We start from the raw sequence: 21129 nt of genomic DNA, 5'->3' as shown, positions 1-21129 counted from the left end.
GCCTCCATCAGCCGGGGTGACATACCTGCCCTTATCACCAGTGTGACCCCATTCGGCCGTGTTCGGCCGCTCGTGGGCATGGGCGGGGTGGGTGGCCGTACGGGGGGCGCCCGTACCGCACGACCTAGAGTCGGCGCATGAGCTCCGACCTCATGCGCCCCGACCTCAAACACCCCGACCTCCGCGAACGCTGGGCGCGAGCCTTCGCCGCCGCCCGCACCGCCCCGGCCCGTACGCCCGACGAGTCCCGCACCGCCCCGGCCCGTACGCCCGACGAGTCCCGCACCGCCCCGGCCCGTACGCCCGACGAGTCCCGTACGCCCCCGAGCCACACGCGACCCGAGGCCACCACCGCCCCGGACACCGCCCCGGCCCGCACACCGGACGAGCCGGCCGGGCCCGCCACCGCCCCGGACCCGCTCCGCTACGCCGACGACCTCCTCACCCGGTGGGCCGAGCCCCAGCGCAGGTACCACACCACCGCCCACCTCACGGCCGTCCTCGACCACATCGACACCCTCGCCGCCCACGCCGCCGAACCCGATCTCGTACGCCTCGCCGCCTGGTTCCACGACGCGGTCTACCTCCCCGACCGTTCCGAGAACGAAGAGCACTCGGCCCGCCTCGCCGAACGCGCGCTCCCCGAGGCCGGGCTCGGCGCCGAGGCCACCCGGGAGGTCGCCCGGCTCGTGCGGCTCACGGTCACGCACGCCCCCGACGCCGCCGACACCAACGGCGCGGTCCTGTGCGACGCGGACCTGGCGATCCTGGCCGCCGCCCCGGAGCCGTACGCGGCCTATACGGCGGCGGTACGGGAGGAGTACGGATTCGTCCCGGACGACGCCTTCCGCGCGGGCCGGGCGGCGGTCCTGCGCCAGCTCCTGGAGCTGCCCAGCCTCTTCCACACCCCGTACGGCAGCCGGGCGTGGGAGGCGCGGGCGCGGCACAACCTGACCACCGAGCTGACCCTGCTGACCCGGGACCCCGGCGGCCCCGCGTGACCGGCCGGCCCAGTCCCGAAGCGCCACCATCCGATACCGCCGGTCCGAGCCGGCCCGCCACACGCACCATCCGCACCATCCGACCCACGTGATCGGCCCGCCCGGGAATGCGGCGCGTCACCGGACCGGTTAGCCCTGTCATGCCCGATGCCGCCGCACCTCGTTCCCGTATGCCCATCGCCGTCTACATCCTCGGTCTCTCCGTCTTCGCACTCGGTACGAGCGAGTTCATGCTCTCCGGCCTGCTGCCGCCCATCGCCGACGACATGAACGTCTCCATCCCCCAGGCCGGTCTGCTGATCTCGGCCTTCGCGATCGGCATGGTGATCGGCGCCCCGCTGCTCGCGGTGGCGACCCTCCGGCTGCCCCGCAAGACCACCCTCGTCGCGCTGATCTCGGTCTTCGGCGTCGGACAGGTCGCGGGCGCACTGGCACCGACGTACGAGATCCTCTTCGCCTCCCGGGTGATCAGCGCGTTCGCCTGCGCGGGCTTCTGGGCGGTCGGCGCATCGGTCGCCATCGCGATGGTGCCGATGAACTCACGGGCCCGGGCCATGGCGGTCATGATCGGCGGGCTCTCCATAGCCAATGTCCTCGGCGTCCCGGCCGGGGCCTTCCTCGGGGACCACCTGGGCTGGCGGTCCGCGTTCTGGGCGGTGGGCCTCGCATCGGCCGTCGCCCTCGTCGGCGTCGTCACCCTGGTCCCGCGCATTCCGCTGCCCGCCGAGCGCCCCCGGCTGAAGCGGGAACTGTCGATCTACGGGGACCGCCAGGTCTGGCTGGCCATCGTCTTCACGGCGCTCGCGGCGGGCGGCGTCTTCGCGGCGTTCTCGTACCTCGCCCCCCTGCTGACCGATGTCGCGGGGATGGACAAGAGCTGGGTCCCGAGCGTCCTCGGGCTCTTCGGCCTCGGCGCGCTGATCGGTACGGCGGTGGGCGGCCGGATCGCCGACGCGCACCTCTTCGGGGTGCTGCTGAGCGGTATCACCGCGTCGACCGTCTTCCTGGTGGCGCTCGCGCTCTTCGCCGAGAACGCGGTGGTCACGGTGGTCCTCGCCTTCCTCCTCGGCGTCTCGGCGTTCTTCACCGCCCCGGCACTCAACGCCCGGATGTTCAACGTCGCGGGCGCGGCCCCCACCCTCGCGGGCGCGACCACGACCGCCGCCTTCAACCTGGGCAACACCGGCGGCCCCTGGCTCGGCGGCACGGTGATCGACGAGGGCTTCGGCTACGCCGCGACGGCCTGGGCGGGCGCGGGCATGACGATCGTGGCACTGGCCCTGGTGGCGATCTCCCTCCGGCTGCACGGCACCTCCCGGGTGATCGCCTCGTCCACCCCGACCGACACGCGGCAGCCGGCGCGGGCCGAGGCGTAGTCAACGCCCGGCGCGCCGGTCCCCCGACCGTGGGAGGCTGGCGCATACGTCACCGTGAGGCTCTCCCCCGGCTCTCCGTTCGCCCTGTCAGGGCCACGGAAGAAGGACGGAGACCTCACGATGACCGCCGCACTGGTCGAGCCCATGCTGTCGGAGGAAGACGTGCCGCCGGAGGAGAAGCCGTCGTGGGAGTACCTGCTCAGCGCGTGGCGGGAGCTGGACGCACCAGAGGGATGGCTCGTCGAGATCGACGAGGGGCACATCGCCGTGGTTCCACCGCCGCACGCGCACCACAACCACATCGCGGCCAAGGTGCAGCGCGCTCTCTACCGGAGCCTGTCCGAGGAGCTGGAGATCTACCAGACCCTCGGCATCCACATCACGCCCCTCGACAGGCTCTACGTACCGGATCTGGTGGTCGTCCCGAGTGAGCTGGTCTCCTCGGCGGCACCGGACAGCACCGACCCCGTGGACGCGGCGGAAGCACTTCTCGTCGCCGAGATCACCTCGCGGGGCAACGCCAAGGACGACCGGGACAAGAAGCTCCGGGCCTACGCCACGGCACCCGTCGCGATCTACCTGTTGATCGACAGGTTCGACCCGCACGGCCCCACCACCACGCTCTTCAGCGATCCGCGGAAGGGGGCGTACGCGTCCTCCCTGCGGGTGCCGTTCGGTGAGCCGATCCAGTTGCCCGAGCCCTTCGACGTCAAGCTGGACACGTCGGCCTTCCCCGTCTGACCACGCCGGCGCCGTACCCGGTCCCGTGCCGGGGCCCCCGGCACGCCACGGGGGGCGTCTCCTACGCCGGCCGGCCCTTCGGTCGCCGCAGCCCCGCCCCCACCAGCAGCCGCACGACCTCGCGGCTCGACACCTCCACCGCCCCGGCCGCCACCGCGTCCGCGTAGCGGTGCGACGGCAGGTCGTAGTGGTCCCGTTCGAAGGCTCGGGCCGGGGCGCCGATGCCGGCAGCGAAGCGGTGCAGTTCGTCGTAGGACTCGTCGCTGATCAGGTGTGACCACAGATGGCCGTGGCCCGGCCAGATCGGCGGGTCGATATAGACCGTCATCCGCCGAGCCCGCCGACCCGCGCCACCACGACCCCGGCCTTGTGGCACACCCATCGCGGGTCGGGGCCCAGCTCCGGTTCCACCTCCAGCGCGTGCGGATCGCCCGCGTCGCAGACCGGGCAGAGGGGCCAGCGCCCGTGCCGTTCCAGCAGGGCGTCCTGGACGTCCTGGGCGACCAGGCCCGCGACGTACTCCAGTCCGTCCGGCCACTGCTCGACCCACCAGCGGCGGTGCGTCACGGACGCCTCCACCAGCGACACCACCTCCGCGTCGGCCACGTCCCGCGCGGCCAGGTCGGCGAGGACCAGGGCCCGAGCCGTGTGGAGGGTCTGCTCAAGGGGGTTCGAAGGGGGAGTGGAGTCGGTCATATGTCCATTGTCCCCGCCCGACACGCACCCCCCTGTCCCAGCGAGGCGCGCACCCACCTGCCCCCGTCCGGCGCGCACACCCACCGTCCCGCGTACCAGGGGGTTGACCGGACCCGAACGGTGAAAATACCTTTCAAGATGTGACCGACCCAGTGAAGGAAATTTTCAACCGTGGGGACGGAGCCGCCAGGACCACCCCCGGGGCCGCACCGCCCGCCGTGATCCCACCCGCGCCCGCCGCGCTCGCCGCCAAGGTCCGCACCCTCACCCCCTCCATGACCCGCTCCATGCAGCGCGTCGCCGAAGCCGTCGCCGATGACCCAGCCGGCTGCGCGGCCCTCACCGTCACCGGGCTCGCCGAGCTGACCGGCACCAGCGAGGCCACCGTGGTCCGCACCGCCCGGCTCCTCGGCTACCCGGGCTACCGGGATCTGCGGCTCGCCCTCGCCGGACTCGCCGCCCACCAGCAGTCGGGCCGGGCACCCGGCGTCACCGCCGACATCTCCGTGGACGACCCGATCGCGGAGGTCGTCGCCAAGCTCGCCCATGACGAGCAGCAGACCCTCGCCGACACGGCGGCCGGCCTCGACACGGTCCAGCTCGCCGCCGCCGTCGCCGCCGCCGCGACCGCCCGCCGGATCGACATCTACGGGGTCGGGGCGTCCGCCCTCGTCGGCATGGACCTCGCCCAGAAGCTGCTGCGCATCGGTCTGATCGCGCACGCGCACAGCGACCCCCACCTCGCCGTCACCAACGCAGTGCAGCTCCGCTCCGGCGACGTGGCGATCGCGATCACCCACTCCGGCTCCACCGGCGATGTGATCGAACCCCTCAGGGTCGCCTTCGAGCACGGCGCCACCACGGTTGCCATCACCGGCCGACCCAACGGGCCGGTCTCGCAGTACGCCGACCACCTGCTGACGACATCGACCGCCCGCGAGACCGAGCTGCGCCCGGCCGCCATGTCCTCCCGCACCAGCCAGCTCCTCGTCGTGGACTGCCTGTTCATAGGGGTCGCCCAGCGGACCTACGATGCGGCCGCGCCCGCGCTCGCCGCCTCCTACGAGGCGCTGGCGCACCGCCACTCCCCCCGTACGACGACCACCCGCTGATCCCCCTCCGGCCACGGTGACCTCCACAGACCTCTCGGACCTCACGGAAAGCGTGCGTACTACATGACCTCGACACCCTCCGCCTACGGTGAACTCCGCGCCGAGCTGGCCTCGCTGACCACCGAGGAGTTCCGGCCCGAGCTGGCCGACATCGATCAGCGGTCCACGATCGACCTCGCCCGGCTCATGAACGCCGAGGACCGGTCCGTCCCCGACGCCGTCGCGGCACGGCTCCCGGACATCGTCGCCGCGATCGACGCCACGGCGGTACGGATGGCTGACGGCGGACGGCTGATCTACGCGGGCGCGGGCACGGCCGGGCGGATGGGAGTCCTGGACGCCAGCGAGTGCCCACCCACCTTCAACACCGACCCCACCCAGGTGGTCGGGCTGATCGCGGGCGGCCCCGGCGCCATGGTCACCGCCGTGGAAGGTGCGGAGGACAGCGCGGAGTTGGCCGCCGCCGACCTCGACGGATTGGCGCTGACCGCACGGGACACGGTGATCGGCATCTCCGCCTCGGGCCGTACCCCGTACGCGATCGGCGCGGTGGAGCACGCCCGGACCGTCGGCGCACTGACCATCGGCCTCTCCTGCAACGCGGGCAGTCCGCTGGCCGCCGCCGCCGAGCACGGCATCGAGGTGGTCACCGGACCCGAACTCCTCACCGGCTCGACCCGGTTGAAGGCGGGCACGGCCCAGAAACTCGTCCTCAACATGATCTCGACCATCACGATGGTCCGACTCGGCAAGACGTACGGGAATCTCATGGTCGACCTCCGCGCTTCCAACGAGAAGCTGCGCGCCCGGTCCCGCCGGATCGTCTCGCTGGCGACCGGCGCGCCGGACGGTGAGATCGAGAAGGCGCTGGCCGACACCGACGGCGAGGTGAAGAACGCGATCCTCAGCCTGCTCGGCGCGGTCGACGGCCCGACGGCGGGCCGACTGCTCCGGGAACACGACGGCCGGCTGCGCTCGGCACTCGCCTCCGCGACGGCCCACGCCCCCGCTCCCGCCCCGGCCCGCGAGAGCGACTGACACCACGTCCGTACGGGAACCGACTGGACCGTACGGGAACCCGACTGGACCGTACGGGACTTCGACGGCGCGCCACCGACGGTCAGCCCGGTGGCGCGCCGCCCGTACGCACCCTCGTCCCGCATCCGCCCGCCGGGGAGAGCCCGATGGGTTGCGAGTGACCAGAGCGATCCGCATTGTTTCGTGAGGCGGAAGAGGCTGCGCAACAACGCGCCCCCGCGATCACATGAGAGCGGCTACAGAGCCCCATCATTTACCGCCTGACGTGCACTCATACCCGCACCGGGCCGGCCCGCGTGATCCACTGCACACTCCCCGCAAGATCAGCGTTACACCGTGTAGTGTCAAGTACTTGTAAAGGCCACCGAAATGGTACCAAAGGAGGCGGGTTTGAAGGCTCGAAGAAGCTTCAAGACCCTGACCATGTCCCTGGCTCTGGCCACCGGTGCGGCACTGATGACGGCGCTGCCGGCGTCATCGGCGACGACCGCCCCGGCCAATGCGCAGCCGCTGCCGTCCGCCGTGCAGACACATGCGTCGGGGCCCAAGTTCCAGTTGACCAGCAGCAACCAGAAGGCCGCCGCCGACAAACTGCTCGCGGACCACCTGACCACGCGGGCGAACCTGTCGGACGTGCTCACCAACCAGCAGTTCCCCAACTCGGCCGGTGTGACCGAGGACTGGATGAAGCTCCGGGAGATGCGGTCCTGCGCGGGCAAGGAGCGCGGGGCGCTCCCGCCCGACCCGATCAACAAGGTGGTCGACTGGTGCTGGCAGAAGTCCCACGGTGACGATGTCACCACGGACTGGTTCCCGCAGGGCATGAGCACCACGGGCACGGCCGACGGCGCCGACGGCCAGATCCAGGGCCGCTCGGCCGTCGCGGTCGCCTGGCACTACGAGAACAAGCCCAAGCAGAACGAACCGGTCGGCACCGGCTGCCAGACGCACAACCTGCTCAAGCTGAGCTTCATCGACCGCGAAACCAAGAAGTACCGTCACGTACTGCTCGCCGAGCCGACGGTCTCGGGGACGGACTCCAACTTCAAGTTCGTCACCGGCCACGGCGGCGGCATCGTCTGGTACGGCAACTACATATACGTGACGGACACGATCCGTGGGCTGCGCGTCTTCGACATCAACAAGATGGCGAAGGTCGACTCCTACGGCGAGGGCGTGTCGACGTACGGCGTCAACGGCGGCAAGTCCAGCGCCTGCGGCTACGGCTACGTCCTGCCCCAGGTCCACTTCTACAGCCAGCCGAGCTGCACCTCCGGCACGGGAGACCGGACGGTGGCGCCGACCGAGCCCATCTGCCACTCCTGGCTCTCGCTGGACAAGACCAGCGGCAAGCCCTACAAGCTCGTCTCCGGCGAGTACCACATGGGCCCCGGCGGACGGGTGGTCCGATATCAGCTCAATGACTTCGGAGCGGCGACCCATCCGGGTCTGCTGAACCTGTCCGGGAACAAGACCGTGGTCGAGGACGCCTACACCCTCTCCGGTTACACCAATGTCCAGGGCGGTATGACCTGGAGCGAGGGTACGGCCCCGCTGAACTTCGCCCTCCAGAAGAGCTGCTCCAACGTGCCCAATGTCTTCGCCAAGACCTGGGTGGGCGACACCCGCGCCACCCGGACCACCGGCTGCACGGGCGCTCCGCTCACTCCGGGCGGCCCCAGGGTCCAGAAGGGCAACTGGTCGGCCGGGACCGTGGAGGCCCTCAGCCACTGGCCCAAGCGGCACATCGACGGCGCCAACGTCGAGGTGAACGAGTTGTGGGGCCTCACCGAGGGCGTCTGCACGGGCACTCCGACGCCGAAGACGGACGAGCCGTTCGACGTCTGCACCGGTGAGAGCGGATCGCCACGGCTGTCGCTGCGCGCCATCTACGCCGTTGGATTCGGTGACCCGCTGGTCCAGGGACTCCACTGATCACCGGCGACTGACCACACCCCACCCCCCACCGAACCGGCCCCGTCCGCAACGTGATCCGTCACGGCGCGGCCGGGGCCGGCCTCGTCATCCGGGCCCTCGGCGACCGGGGCCTCGTCACCCGGGCCCTTGACGGCCGGCCCCTTGGCGGACCGGCCCCGCTCAGCGCTCCCCCGACCCGGACCCGTCGCACACCGACGGCACCGCCCGTACCAGCGCCTTCGTGTGCAGCGGATCGAGCCGCTTCTCGTGGCGCACCCGGAGGGCCGACACCGCCAGCACCGGCACGCAGTAGGGCACCGAGCGCGCCACCGTCGAGTCGGCGACGGCGCGGACCAGGGCGGTGTTGAGCCGGTTGATCTCCTTGCGGACCTCGGTGAGGTCCGGCCGGGTCACCGGGGCCTTGGCGGGGTCCGCCGTCCACTGCCGGTGCAGACCACGCTGGACGAGTTTGTTCGCCTCGATCTGGTCGCGGAAGATACGGGCCGTCGCCTCCGGATCGGCGCCGATGTCCCGGGCCTGCTGGCGGACCGAGTCCAGGACCACCTGCTCGCGCGCCGGGTCGTCGATGGGGCTGTCGGTGCCCCATTTCGCCGCCGCGACAAGATCCGCCGTGGCCAGCCGGTCGGCGGAGAGCGCCACCAGCGGCAGCAGTTGGGCGTACGGGGCCGGGGCGGGCGCGGCCCGCGCATCAGCGGGAACGGCCGAGGCGGCCGGGGTCGCCATGACCGCGAGGACGGTGGCGGCCAGCGCGGCCGTCACCCCATGGCGTAAGGAGGTACGGATGATCACTGGGCTGCCAGCTCCGGATTTCCGAGGTGGTTCAGGGCGTCGCGTCCAACGACTCGATCAGCCGCCGGGCACGTGTGTCCTCCCGCAAGAGGGTCTCCGCCAGTGGCCCGGTTCCGTCCTCGGACTGCGCGGCGTCCAGGTACCGGTCCGCCGACCGCTCGTCCGGACCGAGATCACCGGCGTTCGCCAGCGCCCGGTGGACCCGCGCGTAGTCGACACCCCGCACGGCCAACAGCGCGCCGCCCGCGTACCGGAGACCCGGTTCGGGAGCGTTCTCCCCGGCGAGATGCGGATACTGCGCGGCCACTTCGTACGTCGCCAAGATCGCCAGCAGCACATGCTCGGTGCCCAGCTCCTGGAAGAGCCGACGGGCCTGGTCATGAGCGTCCATCTTGACCCACGTGGTGGGCACGGCCGCCCAGTTGATGCCCGACCCCATCACGATCCACCGCTTCCAGAACGGCAGCGCCCGGTAGGGGCGGCGGCCGAGCAGCGCGTCCCGGGTGGGCTGGAGCGGCGGGGCGAGACCGTCGTCCATCTCGTGGAACCCGTCGTCCAGCCAGCCGACGACGGCCTCCCGGGAGGTCCGGCAGACCCGCAGCATCTCGGCGGCCCGGTTCTCCTCCGCCGTCAGCCCCCGCAGCAGGTGTTCCGCGGTGTACTTCTTCGCGCCGTCGGCCCGCGCGAGCTCCATCGCGGCACCGAAGGCGCGGTGGGCGGCGCCGGTGAGACGGATGCCGTGGTCACCGTCCTCGCCCAGGGCGGCCACTGAATCGACGCTGCCACCGGTGTCGTCGTCGCAGGCCCAGGCGCCCGTACGAGCCTCCCGGTCCCGCAGCACCGCCATGGTGGCGGTCACGGTCACCCCGGCGCTCCACAGGGCTTCCCCCGCGTCCCCCTTGGTGTCGGCGACGGCGGCGAGCAGATGCTCGGTCCCCATCGTCCGCCCGCGCCCCCCGCACGCGCCCCGGGCCGCCCCGAGGACCCCCACCACGGCCCAACTCGCTTCCATGTCCGTCGCCATCCGACCTTCCCCCATCTCACTGGTCATGGGGACGAGACTTCCGTACGGCGGTCGGCGGCCACATCAACTCCAAGACTGATCCTCCGCAGTCCTCAGCGACTAGTCAGCACCACCGAAACAGTGCTAGCGGCGGTCAACGCCCGCCGCCGTACGGACCTTCGGGCGGGGTGGGCTCAGCCGGAGAGCGCGGCCGTGAGGTCGACCTCGACGAGCTGACCGGGGAACCCGAGCTGGGCGACGCCGAGCAGCGTGCTCGCGGTGGTGAACGCGGGCGCGATGGGGGATTCGTTCAGCCGGAACCAGGCGGCGGCCAGTACCTCGGGGTCATCGCTGACGACATAGATCACGGAACGGACGACGTCCTCCGGGCCCGCGTCCACCGCGCTCAGGGCGGCGTGGGCGTTGGCGGCGACCTGGTCGATCTGGGCGTTGAGATCGCCGGCGCCGACGAGATCACCGGCCGGGTCGAGCGGGCACTGTCCGGAGAGATAGGCGGTACGGGCCGCTTCGACGACGGTGATGTGGTGGTAACCAGGGGTCGCGTGGAGGTGGTCGGGATTGATTCGGGTGATTTTGTCAGTCATGCCATCGATTCTCGGTGATCGGCGGGTGGGGCGCACCGGGATTTCGCCCCGGTCCGCCCCACCCGCCGATCCGGTGCTCACCTCGGTACGCCGTGGAGCACGGCAGTCAGCCGCATCGCCGTGTCCAGGTTGCACCGCCCGAGGTCGATCAGTGGGTACGGGTCGTCACTGGCGAGCGAGATCGGGTCCACGCGCAGCGACGGCAGTGTCACCCCGATCGCGCCCAGTTCCTCCCGTAGCTGCGAGAGGACCTCCTCCGCGGCCCGCAACCGATCCGACGACCGTACGATCATGCGCACGCACCTCCACGCTGAGTATTGATCTTCCCTACAGAGCGTGTCCAAGATCGGGTCGACCTGAACAGGTTCGCGGGCCTACAGCACCTTCTGTGGAATGAGGGGGTGCCGATGTTTCCCGAGGCGGGGGACGGACATGGATCGGCCGGAACACTCGGGGCTTTTCCGGCCGTTGGCCGGAAGGTTCGATATGACGGCCGGCAACCTGGGCGTCCGGGCAGGATGGGTGCGGACCTCGGGTAGCGGCTGGTCATCACCCCAAGGGCGACGATCGTGGCGACCAAGGAGGACATCCCCGATGAGTAATCCGCTCCACGACGCCACGGACGAACCGCCGGGGGCCTGGTCGAGGGATCTCTCATCACCCGGCGGAGGTGCCCGGCGACCGCCTACGGTTCTGGAACTCCTCGTACTTCGCCGTGAAGACATAGATGTAGTTCAACAGCGCCTCGGCGAGGGACAGGGCGTCCGCCGCGTCCTCCCGGGTGACCGACTCCTCGCTGAAGTGCGCGCCCTGGTTGCCGATGACCCGTAGCGCTTGCGCCCAGTCGAACAGGCGACCCTCGATCTTCCCGTCGTCCCGGAGTTCCTGGAGTGCTTGGAACAGGTTTCGCTTCTTCATGCCCTGCTCGATGCACATGCCTTCCAGCGTGCGACGGACCATGACGGCGGCGGCGGTGTACAGCTTGGCGTCGAAGCAGGCCCGTGCTTCGACCATCTCGCGGGCTATCGGCGCGGGGATTCCGGGTGCGAGGACGGCCACCTGCGGCCACAGTCGCTGGGAACCACCCTCGCTGTCGGGCCCTGCGGGTCCCTTCCAGAGCTGGGGCTGTCCGCAACCCATGCAGCCGAGGACGGTGTAGGAAACCGACGGGGGATCCTGATCCTCGGACGGCGGGGCCTCGAAGAAGGCGGCCCGGCGCGGATCGGTCCACCCCTCGAAGAGGGACGGCGCATCACAGGCCGGACAGTCCAGCAACCGCATGTGTTGGCTCATGTCTACTCCCCCGTTGCATCAGCCCGTTGAGCCTAGCGGCTGCCCTCACGGGCTCGGCGCCGGTGGACCGGAGAACCCCCGGACGCGGGTGCCGCCGGGGATTGTCGTGGCACCCGGAGGTTGAGACCGGTTGGTGCGTGGATGAGGATGCGTCTCGGGCGTACGGGGCGGAGTCGGATGGTGTCGTCCAGCAGCGCGTACGGGCGGATGAAGGCGCAGTCCTCGCCCCGGAGCGGGGTGTGGCGGTCGATGATGTGCTGTGGGATCGGGGTGGTCCACGGCAGCGCCCAGGGGCTGACCGGGAGCGGTACGGCCGGGAACCGGCCGCTGTGGCGGCCCTGGGCCGGGAGTAGGAGTTCCAGCACCCATAAGAGGGCGCGGCGGATAGCATTCGACATGCGTTGGTGGGCTCCTCGAAAAGCTGTCGCCGACGAAGCCCCGGTGGGCCGATCGCTATCGGTCCGCCGGGGGCGCTTCCGTGTCCGGGGCGATCCGTCCGGCACGGGCCACGTTCCCGCGCCGGACGGACCTTCCGCCGCTCCCGCCCTGATCTGGTCCGGGGAGAGCGGGGTCTTTATCGGGTGGGCGGAGTTCGACGCCCACGGGGGATCCACATTTCGCTTTCGAGCCCGGCGAGAAGTACGTCGGCGACGGGGTCACAAAAGTTGAAACTGCATCGACCGGGATGCTGTTCGAACAATGTGCAGGCTTCTGTACCACCGGGGCAGTCCGGTCGGATGAAGACGGCCTCCGCGTCCCGGCCGTCGGACCATATGGCCCACATCTCGCCCTGCCGGGCGTCATCGAGCTGCCACACCAGATCGAAATGGAATCCGGGCGGATGCCCTTCGAGGCGGCAGCGGAGATGCCGCACCATGTCGCGGAAATCGCCGTTCCCGATCGCCAGCATGTCCGCGAAGAGGCTGCTGGGCACGGTGGAGAACGCCCCGCAGATCCGGGCCTCGTTCACGCCTCCGCCTCCGGGGCGGGGACGGGAACGCCGTCGTGCCGGGGGTGCCGCCGCAGCAGAACCCGGCAGTCGACGGCCGTGGATTCGTCCCCGACGCGATTCGCGGTCCGCAGCCGGTCGCGGAGCCGCCGACACGGCAGGCACTCGTCGGGTTTCATCCCGCCCCCTCCGCGGGGCCCCGGTCCCGAACGCGTGGCCGATTCCGGTGAATTCAGGAATTCGGCGGAACTCCGCCCCATCGGGCTGCCAATATGACTAAGGGACACCTGCTGGTCACTGGTCATGATCGGTTGTCGTCCTCTTCACCGTGCGCGGTCCTCCACTTGCACCTCTTACAGTGAGTGCTTCCGGCTGCGCGGAGAAGACAGAATCGCTTTCCAACCGCTCTGGAAAGACCAGGAGTTGAACACATGAGCGAGTTAACACGGGAACCGGCGAACGGGCTGGAATGGCTCGGCCACGAAATCGAAGAGGCGCTGCGGCACAAGGGCGCCAAACAGCGGGATCTGGCCGAGGCGACCGGCTACAAGGAGCCCTACGTATCCAAGGTGAAGAGCGGCAAGGCGATGCCGTCACCGCAGTTCGTCGAGGGGTGCGACCGGTTCTTCGACACGTCGGGCTACTTCGCGCGGATCCTGATGCGGGTGAGTCGGCGTGGCCACCCGAGCTGGTTCGTCCCGTACCTGAATCTGGAGCGGGCGGCTCAGAACGTGAGCGACTACAGCAACGCGTTCGTGATGGGCATGTTGCAGACGCCCGCGTACGCCGAGGCGGTCTTCCGGTCCACTCACCCGCGCGAGAGTGACGAGCGGATCAGTGCACGGGTGGAGGCTCGTGTCGGGCGCCGGGTGGTGATGGAGCGGAAGTCGCCCCCGCTGCTGTGGGTGATCCTGCACGAATCGGTGGTCCGCACACTGGTCGGCGGGCGGTCCACCATGGTGGAACAGCTGGAGCATCTGGCGGCGGTGGGCTCGACTCCGCACATCTCCCTCCAGGTGATGCCCTTCAACGGGGGCGCCCCATCGTCGTCTCTTCCGTTCACTCTGCTGACGCAGAAGGGCGGAGCCCCCGTCCTGTACTCGGAGACGAGGGAACTGGGTCACGTCAACGATTCGGCCGCAGCTGTGGAAAGCGCCCAGGCGGCCTACGATCGGCTGCGGGCTGCGGCTCTGTCCCCTGAGCGTTCACAGGCTCTGTTCCAACAGATCGCGGAGGAGTACGCCAGATGATCAACACCCCCGACCACACCGGCTTCGAGTGGGTCAAGAGCACGTACAGCGGCGGCGAGGGCGGCCAGTGCGTCGAATGGTCACCCGCGCACGCAACGGATACCGGAATCGTCCCCATCCGGGACAGCAAGACCCCGGACGGACCGATACTGACGCTCTCCCCCACCGCCTTCACCGGCCTGGTCGAGTTCGCCAGGCGCACGCAGGTGTGACCACACCGCCGAGCCCCACCACCCGATCCAGGGGTGGTGGGGCTCGGGACCGGTCCCGGTCGCGGTTGCGGCCCGGTTCCGGTCAGTTGCTGAAGCTGGTCCCGAAGCCGGTCTTCACGGCCGAGGTCAGGCCGAGGTCGCCGGCGGAGTACACCACGCCCTTGACGCTGGTGGCAGCGGCGGCGGCGGGGGTGGTGATGACGCTGATCTGGCCCTTGACCGGCTCGTAACCGTCCGAGCCGACCGCGACATCGGCCCGGCGGTCGCCGTTGAGGTCGGCGAGCTTCACGGCGGCGCCGAAGTAGTTGTGGAAGCCCTGCTTGGTCGGCATCCCGGACGTGCGCTGGTGGTAGGTCCTGGCGCCGGTGGCGGACGGACCCGTCTTGCCGCCGAGGAGGACGGTGACCTGGCCGAGGTTGCGCGGACGGGTGGTGACGGCCTCGCCGGGGTTGCCGATGGCGAGGTCCAGGTAACCGTCGGCGTTGGTGTCGCCGAAGGAGAGCGAGGTGCCGAAGTTGTCGCCGGGCTCACTGTCGTCCGGGACTCCGGCGCTCTCCTGGGTGATCACCAGCGGCGGGAGAGTCGTGGACTGGCCCTTGGGGCCGCCGAAGGCGATGGTGACCCTGTCCCCTCCGAACACCCCGTTGCCGAGCGCGATATCCGCGTAGCCGTCCTTGTTCACGTCGCCGACCGCGACCTGCCCGTCGGTCGCGGTGACGTTCCCCAGCGGATACCCATGGGCACCGATCAGCTGCCCGCTCTTGACCAGGCCCTTCTTCGTACCCCGGTGGATGTTGATCCGGGTCTTCGGGTCCGCGGAATCGTGGAGTCCCGCGTAGACCTGGAAGACGAGGTCGGTGATGCCGTCGCCGGTCACATCGCCCGCGTCGAAGGCGACGCTGACCCTGGGCCCGGCCTTCTTGTAGCCGAGGCTGACCGCCGACTTGGGCGTGCCCGTCTTCCGGTTGATCGGGCCGTAGAGCATCTCGCCGCCACGGCCCGGGCTTTTGTCGCCGGTGGCGAGGTCCGCCTTGCCGTCGCCGTTGAAGTCCCCGGTGGCGAGCGCGGCGCCCCGGCGCCAGTCGTGGTCGGTGGGCGCGGTCTGGTTCACGGTGGTGGCACCGTGCTTGGTCAGTCCGTTCTTGCCGCCCCAGACGATGGTGGTCTGACCGGCGTTGCCGCGGTAGACACCGTCGAGGGTCACGTCCTCACCGCTGGCGGAGATCGCCAGGTCGGCGTAGCCGTCACTGTCGTAGTCCGCCACGACGGACTGGTCGCCGAACCGGTCGTGCGCCTCGGCCGTGCCGGGCACACCGGTGCTGTTCTGCGTGATGACCTGCTTCCTGGCCGAGCTGATGCCCGACTTGGAGCCGTAGAGCACGACGACGGCCCCGGCCTGGGCCCGGTCGCCGACCGTACCGTTGCGCTGGTTGACCACGAGGTCGGTGTGGCCGTCGCCGTTGAAGTCCGCCTCGACCTTGGCCTTGGCCTTCGAGGTGACCGGCTGAGTCGGCGCGGCGACGGCGGCGGGCGCCAGTCCGCCGACCAGACAGGCGGAGGCCACCGCGATGGCGGTGACCAGAGTGCTCTTGCGCAAGTTCGTCCCCCATAGGAGTTACTGCTGTGGTTCTGTGACCGCTGGCTAGACCTGTGAGGGGTACGCAAGGTTGCACGACACGCGGACCGACTTCGGGGGCGGCCGATGAGCGGGCTCACCGGCCGCCCCCGCTCCGGACCGGGAATCGTCAGGGCGGAAGGGTCAGCGGACGTTCGGCGTCAGCGGGAGGCCCGGGGTCGGGAGGGAGCGGGACTTCGGGGGCTGCGGGGTGGCCTGGCAGGTGACGTTCTTGGACGGGAGCTTGCCCGTCGCCAGGTAGGTCGAGGCCGTCCGGTCCACGCAGGCGTTCTTCACGTACGGGTAGACGCCGTGGCCCTCGCCCTCGTTCACCGTCAGCAGTTTGGAGCCCTTCATGACCTTGTGCAGGCCGACGGCGGTCACCAGCGGGGTCTGGGAGTCCCACTCGTTCTGGATGATCAGTGCGCCGACCGAGTTGTCGACGGTCGTGGCCGGCTCGGCGGACTTGTCCCAGAAGGCGCAGGGCGTGATGTTGGAGGCGAAGTCACCGAACAGCGGGTAGCGCTTGGTGTCGCGGACGGAGTCCTTGCGGTAGGTGGCCGGGTCTCGCGGCCAGGTGGTGTCGCCGCAGAGGACCGCGAACTGGGAGGACAGCATGTTGTCTTCCAGCACGGGCCTCGGCTGTTCGGGAGTCGGCTTGCCGGCCGCCGCCTCCTTCAGGAGGACCATGTACTCGGCGGCGAGCTGGGGCGCGAAGAAGTAGGGCCGCAGCGATTCGCGGAGCTGGGCGCCGTTGTACTTGGTCTTGCCCACCAGGATGGGCTTGCGGTCGGCCTGGGCGACCAGGCCCCAGAAAGTCTTGCTCACCTTGGCCGGGGTGTCGCCGAGCCCGTATGTCGCGGATCGCGCGGCGGTCCACTTCGACCACCGGGTGTAGGCCCGTTCCACCTCCGGGGCCCAGACCTGGAAGGTCTCGCGCCACATCTTGCGCGGGTCGACGGCGCTGTCGAGCACGATACGGTCGGCGCGCTTGGGGAACATCTGCGTGTAGACGGCGCCGAGGGCGGTGCCGTAGGAGACGCCCAGGTACGAGATCTTCTTCTCGCCCAGTACGGCCCGCAGGACATCCATGTCCCGGGCGGTGTTCCGGGTGGTGATCTGCCGGAGCTTCTCGCCGCCCACCTTCGCCCGGCACTTCTCGGCGATCCCCTTCGCCCAGGCCACGTCCTTGGCGTAGGTCTCGGCCCGGTGCACCCGGGGCCAGACCTTCTCGTCGGCGGCGAGTCCGCAGGCGACGGGGGAGCTGCGGCCGACGCCCCGGGGGTCGAAGCCGATGAGGTCGAACCGTTCGGTCACGGACCTGGGGAGGTCCTCGCTCATCGCCAGCGGGTCGGCGAGGCCCGAGCCCCCGGGGCCGCCCGGGTTGAAGAGCAGGACGCCGTGGCGCTTGGCCGGGTCGCTCGTCCTGATCCGGGATATCGCGATGTCGAGCTTCTTGCCGTCGGGGCGCTGGTAGTCCAGCGGCACCTTGATCGTGGCGCACTGGAAGGCGGCGGGGAGGGAGGTGGCACACCGTTTCCACGCCGGTTTCTGCTGGGTGTACTGGTCCAGCGGGCCGGCCACGGGGGTCGGAGCGGCGGGAGCGGCAGCGGCGGGGCCGGCTGCGGCGAGGCCGGGGGCCAGGGTCGCCATGACGCTCACCGCGAGTACGGGCACGAGCCGTCGTCTCTGCACGAGAGATCGATCCTTCCGTTCGGCGTACGGGTCCTCTCGACCCTGTCGCGCCGAACGGAAGGACGAATCCCCCGACGAGTCGGACATGGTGCAACCAGAGGGGGAGGCGAGGCTGTTGGGGACTACGCCTCTGGTTGGAGCGGGTGTAGGGGTCAACTACACCTGGGGGTCCACACCGTTCAGAACCGGGCGGGCAGCCAGGGCACGGAGCCCGAGTGCTGGTCGGCCGCCTCACCGCGGACGGCCGTCGCCCGACAGGTCACGTTCTTCGCCGGGAGCTTCCCGGAGATCAGATACGCGTTCGCCGCCCCGTCCGCGCACGCATTGGGCGCGGCACCTCCGTAGACGCCGTGGCCCTCCCCGTCCGCGACGGTGACGAGCCGGGAGCCCTTCAGCGCGCGGTGCATGCCCTGGCCGGTCACCAGCGGGGTCTGGGAGTCCCACTCGTTCTGGAGGATCAGCGCGCCGACCGGATTGTTCACGACCGTCGCGGGCTCCACGGGCTTGTCCCAGAAGGCGCACGGCTTGATGTTCGAGGTGAAGTCGCCGAACAGTGGGTAGCGCGCCTTGTCGCGGATCGCGTCGGCGCGGTACCGCTCGACACTCTTCGGCCAGGCGGTGTGGTCGTCGCCGCAGGCCACGGCCCAGAGGGTGGCGATGCCGCCGGTATCGGGGACCGGTTCGGCGGACCGGTTCATGGGGGCGCCCGAAGCGGCGGCGGCCTTCAGGCCCTTGACCGTATCGGCGGCGGCCTTGACGCTGAAGAACTCGGCGCGGAGCCCCAGCCGGATCTGGTCGCCGTCGAGGGGGACGCCGTCCACCACGATGGGCTTCCGGTCGGCCCGGGCGACCAGGTCCCGGAAGGTCTTGCGCACCTGCGCCGGGGTGTCGCCGAGGCCGTACGCGGCGGAGCGCGCGGCGGTCCACTTCGACCAGCGGACGAACGCGGGGCCGACCTCCTCCGCCCACACCTGCATCATCCCGCGCCAGACCCGGGTGGGGTCGACGGCGCTGTCCAGCACGAACCGGTCGGCCCGCTGCGGGAAGAGCTGCGTGTAGACGGCGCCCAGGTAGGTGCCGTACGAGACGCCCAGGTACGAGATCTTCTTCTCGCCCAGCACGGACCGCAGGACATCCATATCGCGCGCCGTGTTCCGGGTGCTGATGTGCCGGAGCCGCTCGCCCGCGTTCGTACGGCACTTCTCGGCGATCGACTTGGCCCAGGCCACGTCCTTGGCGAAGGTCTTGGCCCGGTAGGGGCGCAGGAAGTCGGACCCTTCCGCCACGGGCACGCCACAGCTGAGGGGGGTGCTGCGGCCGACGCCCCGGGGGTCGAAGCCGATGAGGTCGAACCGGTCCCGCACGGACTCGGGGAGGCTGTTCCGCATCTCCAGCGGCATGTCGAGGCCCGGCCCCCCGGGGCCACCCGGGTTGAAGAGCAGCACGCCGCGGCGCTTGGCCGGGTCCCCCGCCCTGATCCGGGAGACGGCCACCTCGATCTTCGCGCCCCCCGGACGCCGGTAGTCCAGCGGGACCTTGATCGTCGCGCAGCGGATGGCGGCGGGAGTACCGGGGGCGCACCGCTTCCACACCGGCTGCTGTCGCGCGTACTGATCCAGCGGGTTCGCGGCGGGGGTCGGGGTGACGGCGGCCGGGGTGGTGGCGGCGGCCGGGGTGGTGGCGAGCCCGGGGGCCAGGGTCGCCATAACGCTCACCGCGAGCAGCGGCGTCAGTCGTCGTACGCGCACGAGAAGGGGTCCTTCCGATCGTCGTCCGGAGAGAACGACCCTTGCGCACGGGGCAGTTCGGGGGAATCCGCCGCGAGGGTCACGATCGGTGCAACTCAGGGCGGACGGTGGGTGGTGCGTGCTGGTCCCCCGGTCGTACGGGCGCCTCAGGGTGCGTCAGGGTGCCGCGGTGTGCGTCGGGGGTGTGGCCCGGGTCGCCGCGGTGCTGCCCGAGGTGTCGCGGGAGGTCACGGGAAGTCGCGGGAGGTCGCGGGATGTCTCAGTGCCTCGACAGTGGCGATGCGACTCGTTGACACCGCGCGGCACGGGCGGGACCGTGGAGGAAGCACCGGGGGGTGACCGTGACCGAAGCGCGTATCGGTGACTATGTGGTCGAGCGGCAGCTCGGCAGCGGTGGGATGGGCTCCGTCTATCTGGGGCGTTCCCCGTCCGGGCGGGCCGTCGCAATCAAGGTCGTCCGCGCCGAGTACGCGGCGGACCCCGAGTTCAGGGCCCGGTTCCGCGAGGAGGTCGAGGCGGCCCGGCGGGTCGGTGGATTCCATACGGCCGCCGTGGTCGACGCCGACCCGGACGCCCCGCAGCCGTGGATGGCCAGCGCCTATGTCAAGGGCCCGACGCTGGCTGCGGCCGTTGCCGACAGCGGGCCGTTGGAGGAGCGGGAGTTACGGGCGCTGGGCGCCGGGCTCGCCGAGGCGCTGAAGGCGATCCATGCGTGCGGGCTGGTGCACCGGGACCTCAAGCCCGGCAACATCGTGCTCACCGACGACGGCCCGCGCGTACTGGACTTCGGGATCGCGCACGCGTTGGAGAGCACCCGGCTGACCGCGCCGGGCGTCTGGGTCGGTACGACGGGGTTCATGGCGCCGGAGCAGATCCGGGGCGGGGCGGTCGACGGCGCCTGCGATGTCTTCGCCCTGGGGGCGGTGCTGGTCGCGGCGGCGGGCGGCAGCGCCTTCGGGGAGGGGCCGCCCCTGTCGGTCGCCCACCGGACGGTGGCGGACGCGGCGGATGTGTCGGCGGTGCCGGAAGCGCTGCGGCCGGTCGTTCAGGAGTGTCTGCGCAAGGAGCCGGGGCGGCGCCCCACACCGGGTCAACTGCTGGAGACCTTCGCCGGGAGCGGCGGTACCTCGCACTCGCCGGACGGCGCGGGGGACGCGCGGGGTGCCGTCGGCGCGGAGGTTCCGGTACGGGAGGCGTGGGAGGCTCGCCTGCTGAAGTCGCGTGAACTCCCCGACGTGCGGCCCCCCGGTGGGGAGACGGGCGTACGCGTGGGCCCCGCGCGAAGCCCTCATGAGTACGGCGACCCCCAGCCGGCGTCGCTCTACTGCCGCCCCACGGCGACCGTCCTGCGGAGGGCGCTGGGGAATCTGCTCCAGGCGGCCGGGCTCGCTGCGGCGGCCGTCGTCACCTACCCCGGGTGGGACCGCCCGTGGATCCTCTTCACCATCGCGGCCGGGGTCGGCGCCGCCCTGCTGCTCCGGCGGGGGGCGCTGGGGCTCCGCAGGACCGACTGGCTCGAAATCGACGACCGGGGCATCACCGTGATCTTCAGCCCGGCGCTGCTGACCCTGCGCTGGGGCGATATCGGCGCGCTGGAGCTGGACTCCCCCGACCAGGACACCGACTGGGTGGTGGTACGGCCCGCTGAGGGGCGCACGGCACCGACTGACTTCCTGCCGCACCGCTGGGTGCGGACCTCCCCGGACGGGGACACCCGGATCCGTACCGACAAGCTCGTCCCGTCCGACGACGACACCGACACGATCACGGCCGTGCTCCAGCGCTATGCCGAACGGCACTCCATCGCGCTGAACCGGCGCTCCGGCTAGGCGCGGGACAGTCCTCGGGTCTCCGCGCCCAGGGTCCGTGCCCAGGGTCCGTGCTCAGGGCCGTGCTCAAGGTCATCGTCAGCCGCTCGAAATTCAGTGGTGCCGCGCTCGCGTGCGCCGCTAGCGTGCTTCCGCCCACTACCACCTCGGCAAGGACGTGCCGTTGTACACCAAGTGAGAACCCTCTAGCGCTGATTCGTCGCGCGTCGCATGCATGCGCCGTGCTCCTTTTCGCTGCG

At 70.7% G+C, this 21129-nt stretch carries 22 protein-coding genes; 9 read left to right on the top strand and 13 right to left on the bottom strand.

Annotated features, from left to right (window positions below; genetic code table 11):
* Positions 1 to 152: 152 nt before the first annotated feature.
* The 3 genes from ACH4S7_RS31120 (at position 153) to ACH4S7_RS31110 (ending at position 3118) form a co-directional block, all read left to right on the top strand.
* Positions 153 to 1001 (top strand): hypothetical protein, encoded by an 849-nt coding sequence (locus ACH4S7_RS31120; protein ID WP_398524735.1) that lies wholly within the window; start codon positions 153 to 155, stop codon positions 999 to 1001.
* 170 nt (positions 1002 to 1171) lie between these two features.
* Positions 1172 to 2377 carry a Cmx/CmrA family chloramphenicol efflux MFS transporter gene (locus tag ACH4S7_RS31115; RefSeq protein ID WP_398524680.1) on the top strand — a complete coding sequence of 402 codons (1206 nt, stop codon included), beginning with the start codon at positions 1172 to 1174 and terminating at the stop codon, positions 2375 to 2377.
* A 120-nt stretch (positions 2378 to 2497) separates the two neighbouring features.
* Entirely contained in the window at positions 2498 to 3118 is a 621-nt protein-coding gene (locus ACH4S7_RS31110) for a Uma2 family endonuclease (protein ID WP_398524679.1), read from the top strand.
* A 61-nt stretch (positions 3119 to 3179) separates the two neighbouring features.
* Here the strand turns inward: ACH4S7_RS31110 and ACH4S7_RS31105 are convergent, their stop codons facing one another.
* Positions 3180 to 3446, bottom strand: coding sequence for a DUF4031 domain-containing protein (locus ACH4S7_RS31105; protein WP_398524678.1), 267 nt, complete (start codon positions 3444 to 3446; stop codon positions 3180 to 3182).
* Positions 3443 to 3814 carry a hypothetical protein gene (locus ACH4S7_RS31100; RefSeq protein ID WP_398524677.1) on the bottom strand — a complete coding sequence of 124 codons (372 nt, stop codon included), beginning with the start codon at positions 3812 to 3814 and terminating at the stop codon, positions 3443 to 3445. Before ACH4S7_RS31100 ends, ACH4S7_RS31105 begins: the two co-directional genes overlap by 4 nt.
* A 140-nt stretch (positions 3815 to 3954) precedes the next feature.
* On the opposite strand from ACH4S7_RS31100, the gene ACH4S7_RS31095 reads away from it, so the two are divergent.
* From ACH4S7_RS31095 to ACH4S7_RS31085, 3 genes are all read left to right on the top strand, one after another.
* Entirely contained in the window at positions 3955 to 4926 is a 972-nt protein-coding gene (locus tag ACH4S7_RS31095) for a MurR/RpiR family transcriptional regulator (protein WP_398524676.1), read from the top strand.
* A gap of 63 nt (positions 4927 to 4989) precedes the next feature.
* Entirely contained in the window at positions 4990 to 5964 is a 975-nt protein-coding gene (gene murQ, locus ACH4S7_RS31090) for an N-acetylmuramic acid 6-phosphate etherase (protein ID WP_398524675.1), read from the top strand.
* 390 nt (positions 5965 to 6354) lie between these two features.
* A complete protein-coding gene (locus ACH4S7_RS31085) occupies positions 6355 to 7899 on the top strand; it encodes a hypothetical protein (RefSeq protein WP_398524674.1) in 1545 nt (514 codons plus the stop codon).
* A gap of 162 nt (positions 7900 to 8061) precedes the next feature.
* Here the strand turns inward: ACH4S7_RS31085 and ACH4S7_RS31080 are convergent, their stop codons facing one another.
* From ACH4S7_RS31080 to ACH4S7_RS31045, 8 genes are all read right to left on the bottom strand, one after another.
* Complete coding sequence (locus tag ACH4S7_RS31080; RefSeq protein WP_398524734.1) at positions 8062 to 8625, bottom strand: chorismate mutase; 564 nt, start codon at positions 8623 to 8625, stop codon at positions 8062 to 8064.
* 97 nt (positions 8626 to 8722) lie between these two features.
* Entirely contained in the window at positions 8723 to 9742 is a 1020-nt protein-coding gene (locus tag ACH4S7_RS31075; protein WP_398524673.1) for a Clp protease N-terminal domain-containing protein, read from the bottom strand.
* A gap of 146 nt (positions 9743 to 9888) precedes the next feature.
* A complete protein-coding gene (locus tag ACH4S7_RS31070) occupies positions 9889 to 10299 on the bottom strand; it encodes a RidA family protein (protein ID WP_398524672.1) in 411 nt (136 codons plus the stop codon).
* Positions 10300 to 10376: 77 nt separating this feature from the next.
* Positions 10377 to 10592 carry a hypothetical protein gene (locus ACH4S7_RS31065; RefSeq protein ID WP_398524671.1) on the bottom strand — a complete coding sequence of 72 codons (216 nt, stop codon included), beginning with the start codon at positions 10590 to 10592 and terminating at the stop codon, positions 10377 to 10379.
* A 364-nt stretch (positions 10593 to 10956) separates the two neighbouring features.
* Positions 10957 to 11592 (bottom strand): DUF4145 domain-containing protein, encoded by a 636-nt coding sequence (locus ACH4S7_RS31060; RefSeq protein ID WP_398524670.1) that lies wholly within the window; start codon positions 11590 to 11592, stop codon positions 10957 to 10959.
* A 32-nt stretch (positions 11593 to 11624) separates the two neighbouring features.
* A complete protein-coding gene (locus tag ACH4S7_RS31055) occupies positions 11625 to 11957 on the bottom strand; it encodes a hypothetical protein (protein WP_398524669.1) in 333 nt (110 codons plus the stop codon).
* Positions 11958 to 12166: 209 nt separating this feature from the next.
* Positions 12167 to 12562, bottom strand: a complete 396-nt coding sequence (locus ACH4S7_RS31050; RefSeq protein ID WP_398524668.1) for a hypothetical protein — start codon at positions 12560 to 12562, stop codon at positions 12167 to 12169.
* Positions 12559 to 12720 carry a hypothetical protein gene (locus tag ACH4S7_RS31045; protein WP_398524667.1) on the bottom strand — a complete coding sequence of 54 codons (162 nt, stop codon included), beginning with the start codon at positions 12718 to 12720 and terminating at the stop codon, positions 12559 to 12561. Before ACH4S7_RS31045 ends, ACH4S7_RS31050 begins: the two co-directional genes overlap by 4 nt.
* Positions 12721 to 12972: 252 nt before the next feature.
* On the opposite strand from ACH4S7_RS31045, the gene ACH4S7_RS31040 reads away from it, so the two are divergent.
* Both ACH4S7_RS31040 and ACH4S7_RS31035 read left to right on the top strand, forming a co-directional pair.
* Complete coding sequence (locus ACH4S7_RS31040; RefSeq protein WP_398524666.1) at positions 12973 to 13791, top strand: helix-turn-helix transcriptional regulator; 819 nt, start codon at positions 12973 to 12975, stop codon at positions 13789 to 13791.
* A complete protein-coding gene (locus ACH4S7_RS31035) occupies positions 13788 to 14003 on the top strand; it encodes a DUF397 domain-containing protein (RefSeq protein ID WP_398524665.1) in 216 nt (71 codons plus the stop codon). The genes ACH4S7_RS31040 and ACH4S7_RS31035 overlap by 4 nt, the downstream gene beginning before the upstream one ends.
* A gap of 82 nt (positions 14004 to 14085) precedes the next feature.
* Here ACH4S7_RS31035 and ACH4S7_RS31030 read toward each other — a convergent pair whose 3' ends face one another.
* From ACH4S7_RS31030 to ACH4S7_RS31020, 3 genes are all read right to left on the bottom strand, one after another.
* On the bottom strand, positions 14086 to 15600 hold the full coding sequence (locus tag ACH4S7_RS31030; RefSeq protein ID WP_398524664.1) for an FG-GAP and VCBS repeat-containing protein: 1515 nt from the start codon (positions 15598 to 15600) through the stop codon (positions 14086 to 14088).
* A 162-nt stretch (positions 15601 to 15762) separates the two neighbouring features.
* On the bottom strand, positions 15763 to 17313 hold the full coding sequence (locus tag ACH4S7_RS31025; protein ID WP_398524663.1) for an alpha/beta hydrolase: 1551 nt from the start codon (positions 17311 to 17313) through the stop codon (positions 15763 to 15765).
* A 179-nt stretch (positions 17314 to 17492) separates the two neighbouring features.
* The gene (locus tag ACH4S7_RS31020) at positions 17493 to 19061 is read right to left on the bottom strand and encodes an alpha/beta hydrolase (RefSeq protein WP_398524662.1); all 1569 of its coding nucleotides are present in this window, start codon (positions 19059 to 19061) and stop codon (positions 17493 to 17495) included.
* Positions 19062 to 19396: 335 nt separating this feature from the next.
* Between ACH4S7_RS31020 and ACH4S7_RS31015 the strand changes: the two genes are divergently transcribed.
* Positions 19397 to 20890, top strand: coding sequence for a serine/threonine-protein kinase (locus ACH4S7_RS31015; RefSeq protein ID WP_398524661.1), 1494 nt, complete (start codon positions 19397 to 19399; stop codon positions 20888 to 20890).
* The last annotated feature ends 239 nt before the right edge of the window (positions 20891 to 21129 follow it).

The organism is Streptomyces sp. NPDC020965 (genome assembly GCF_044333555.1).
Taxonomy (GTDB): domain Bacteria; phylum Actinomycetota; class Actinomycetes; order Streptomycetales; family Streptomycetaceae; genus Streptomyces.
Note: the sequence above shows the minus strand (reverse complement) of the source record. Positions and strands in the feature narration are given on the sequence as shown.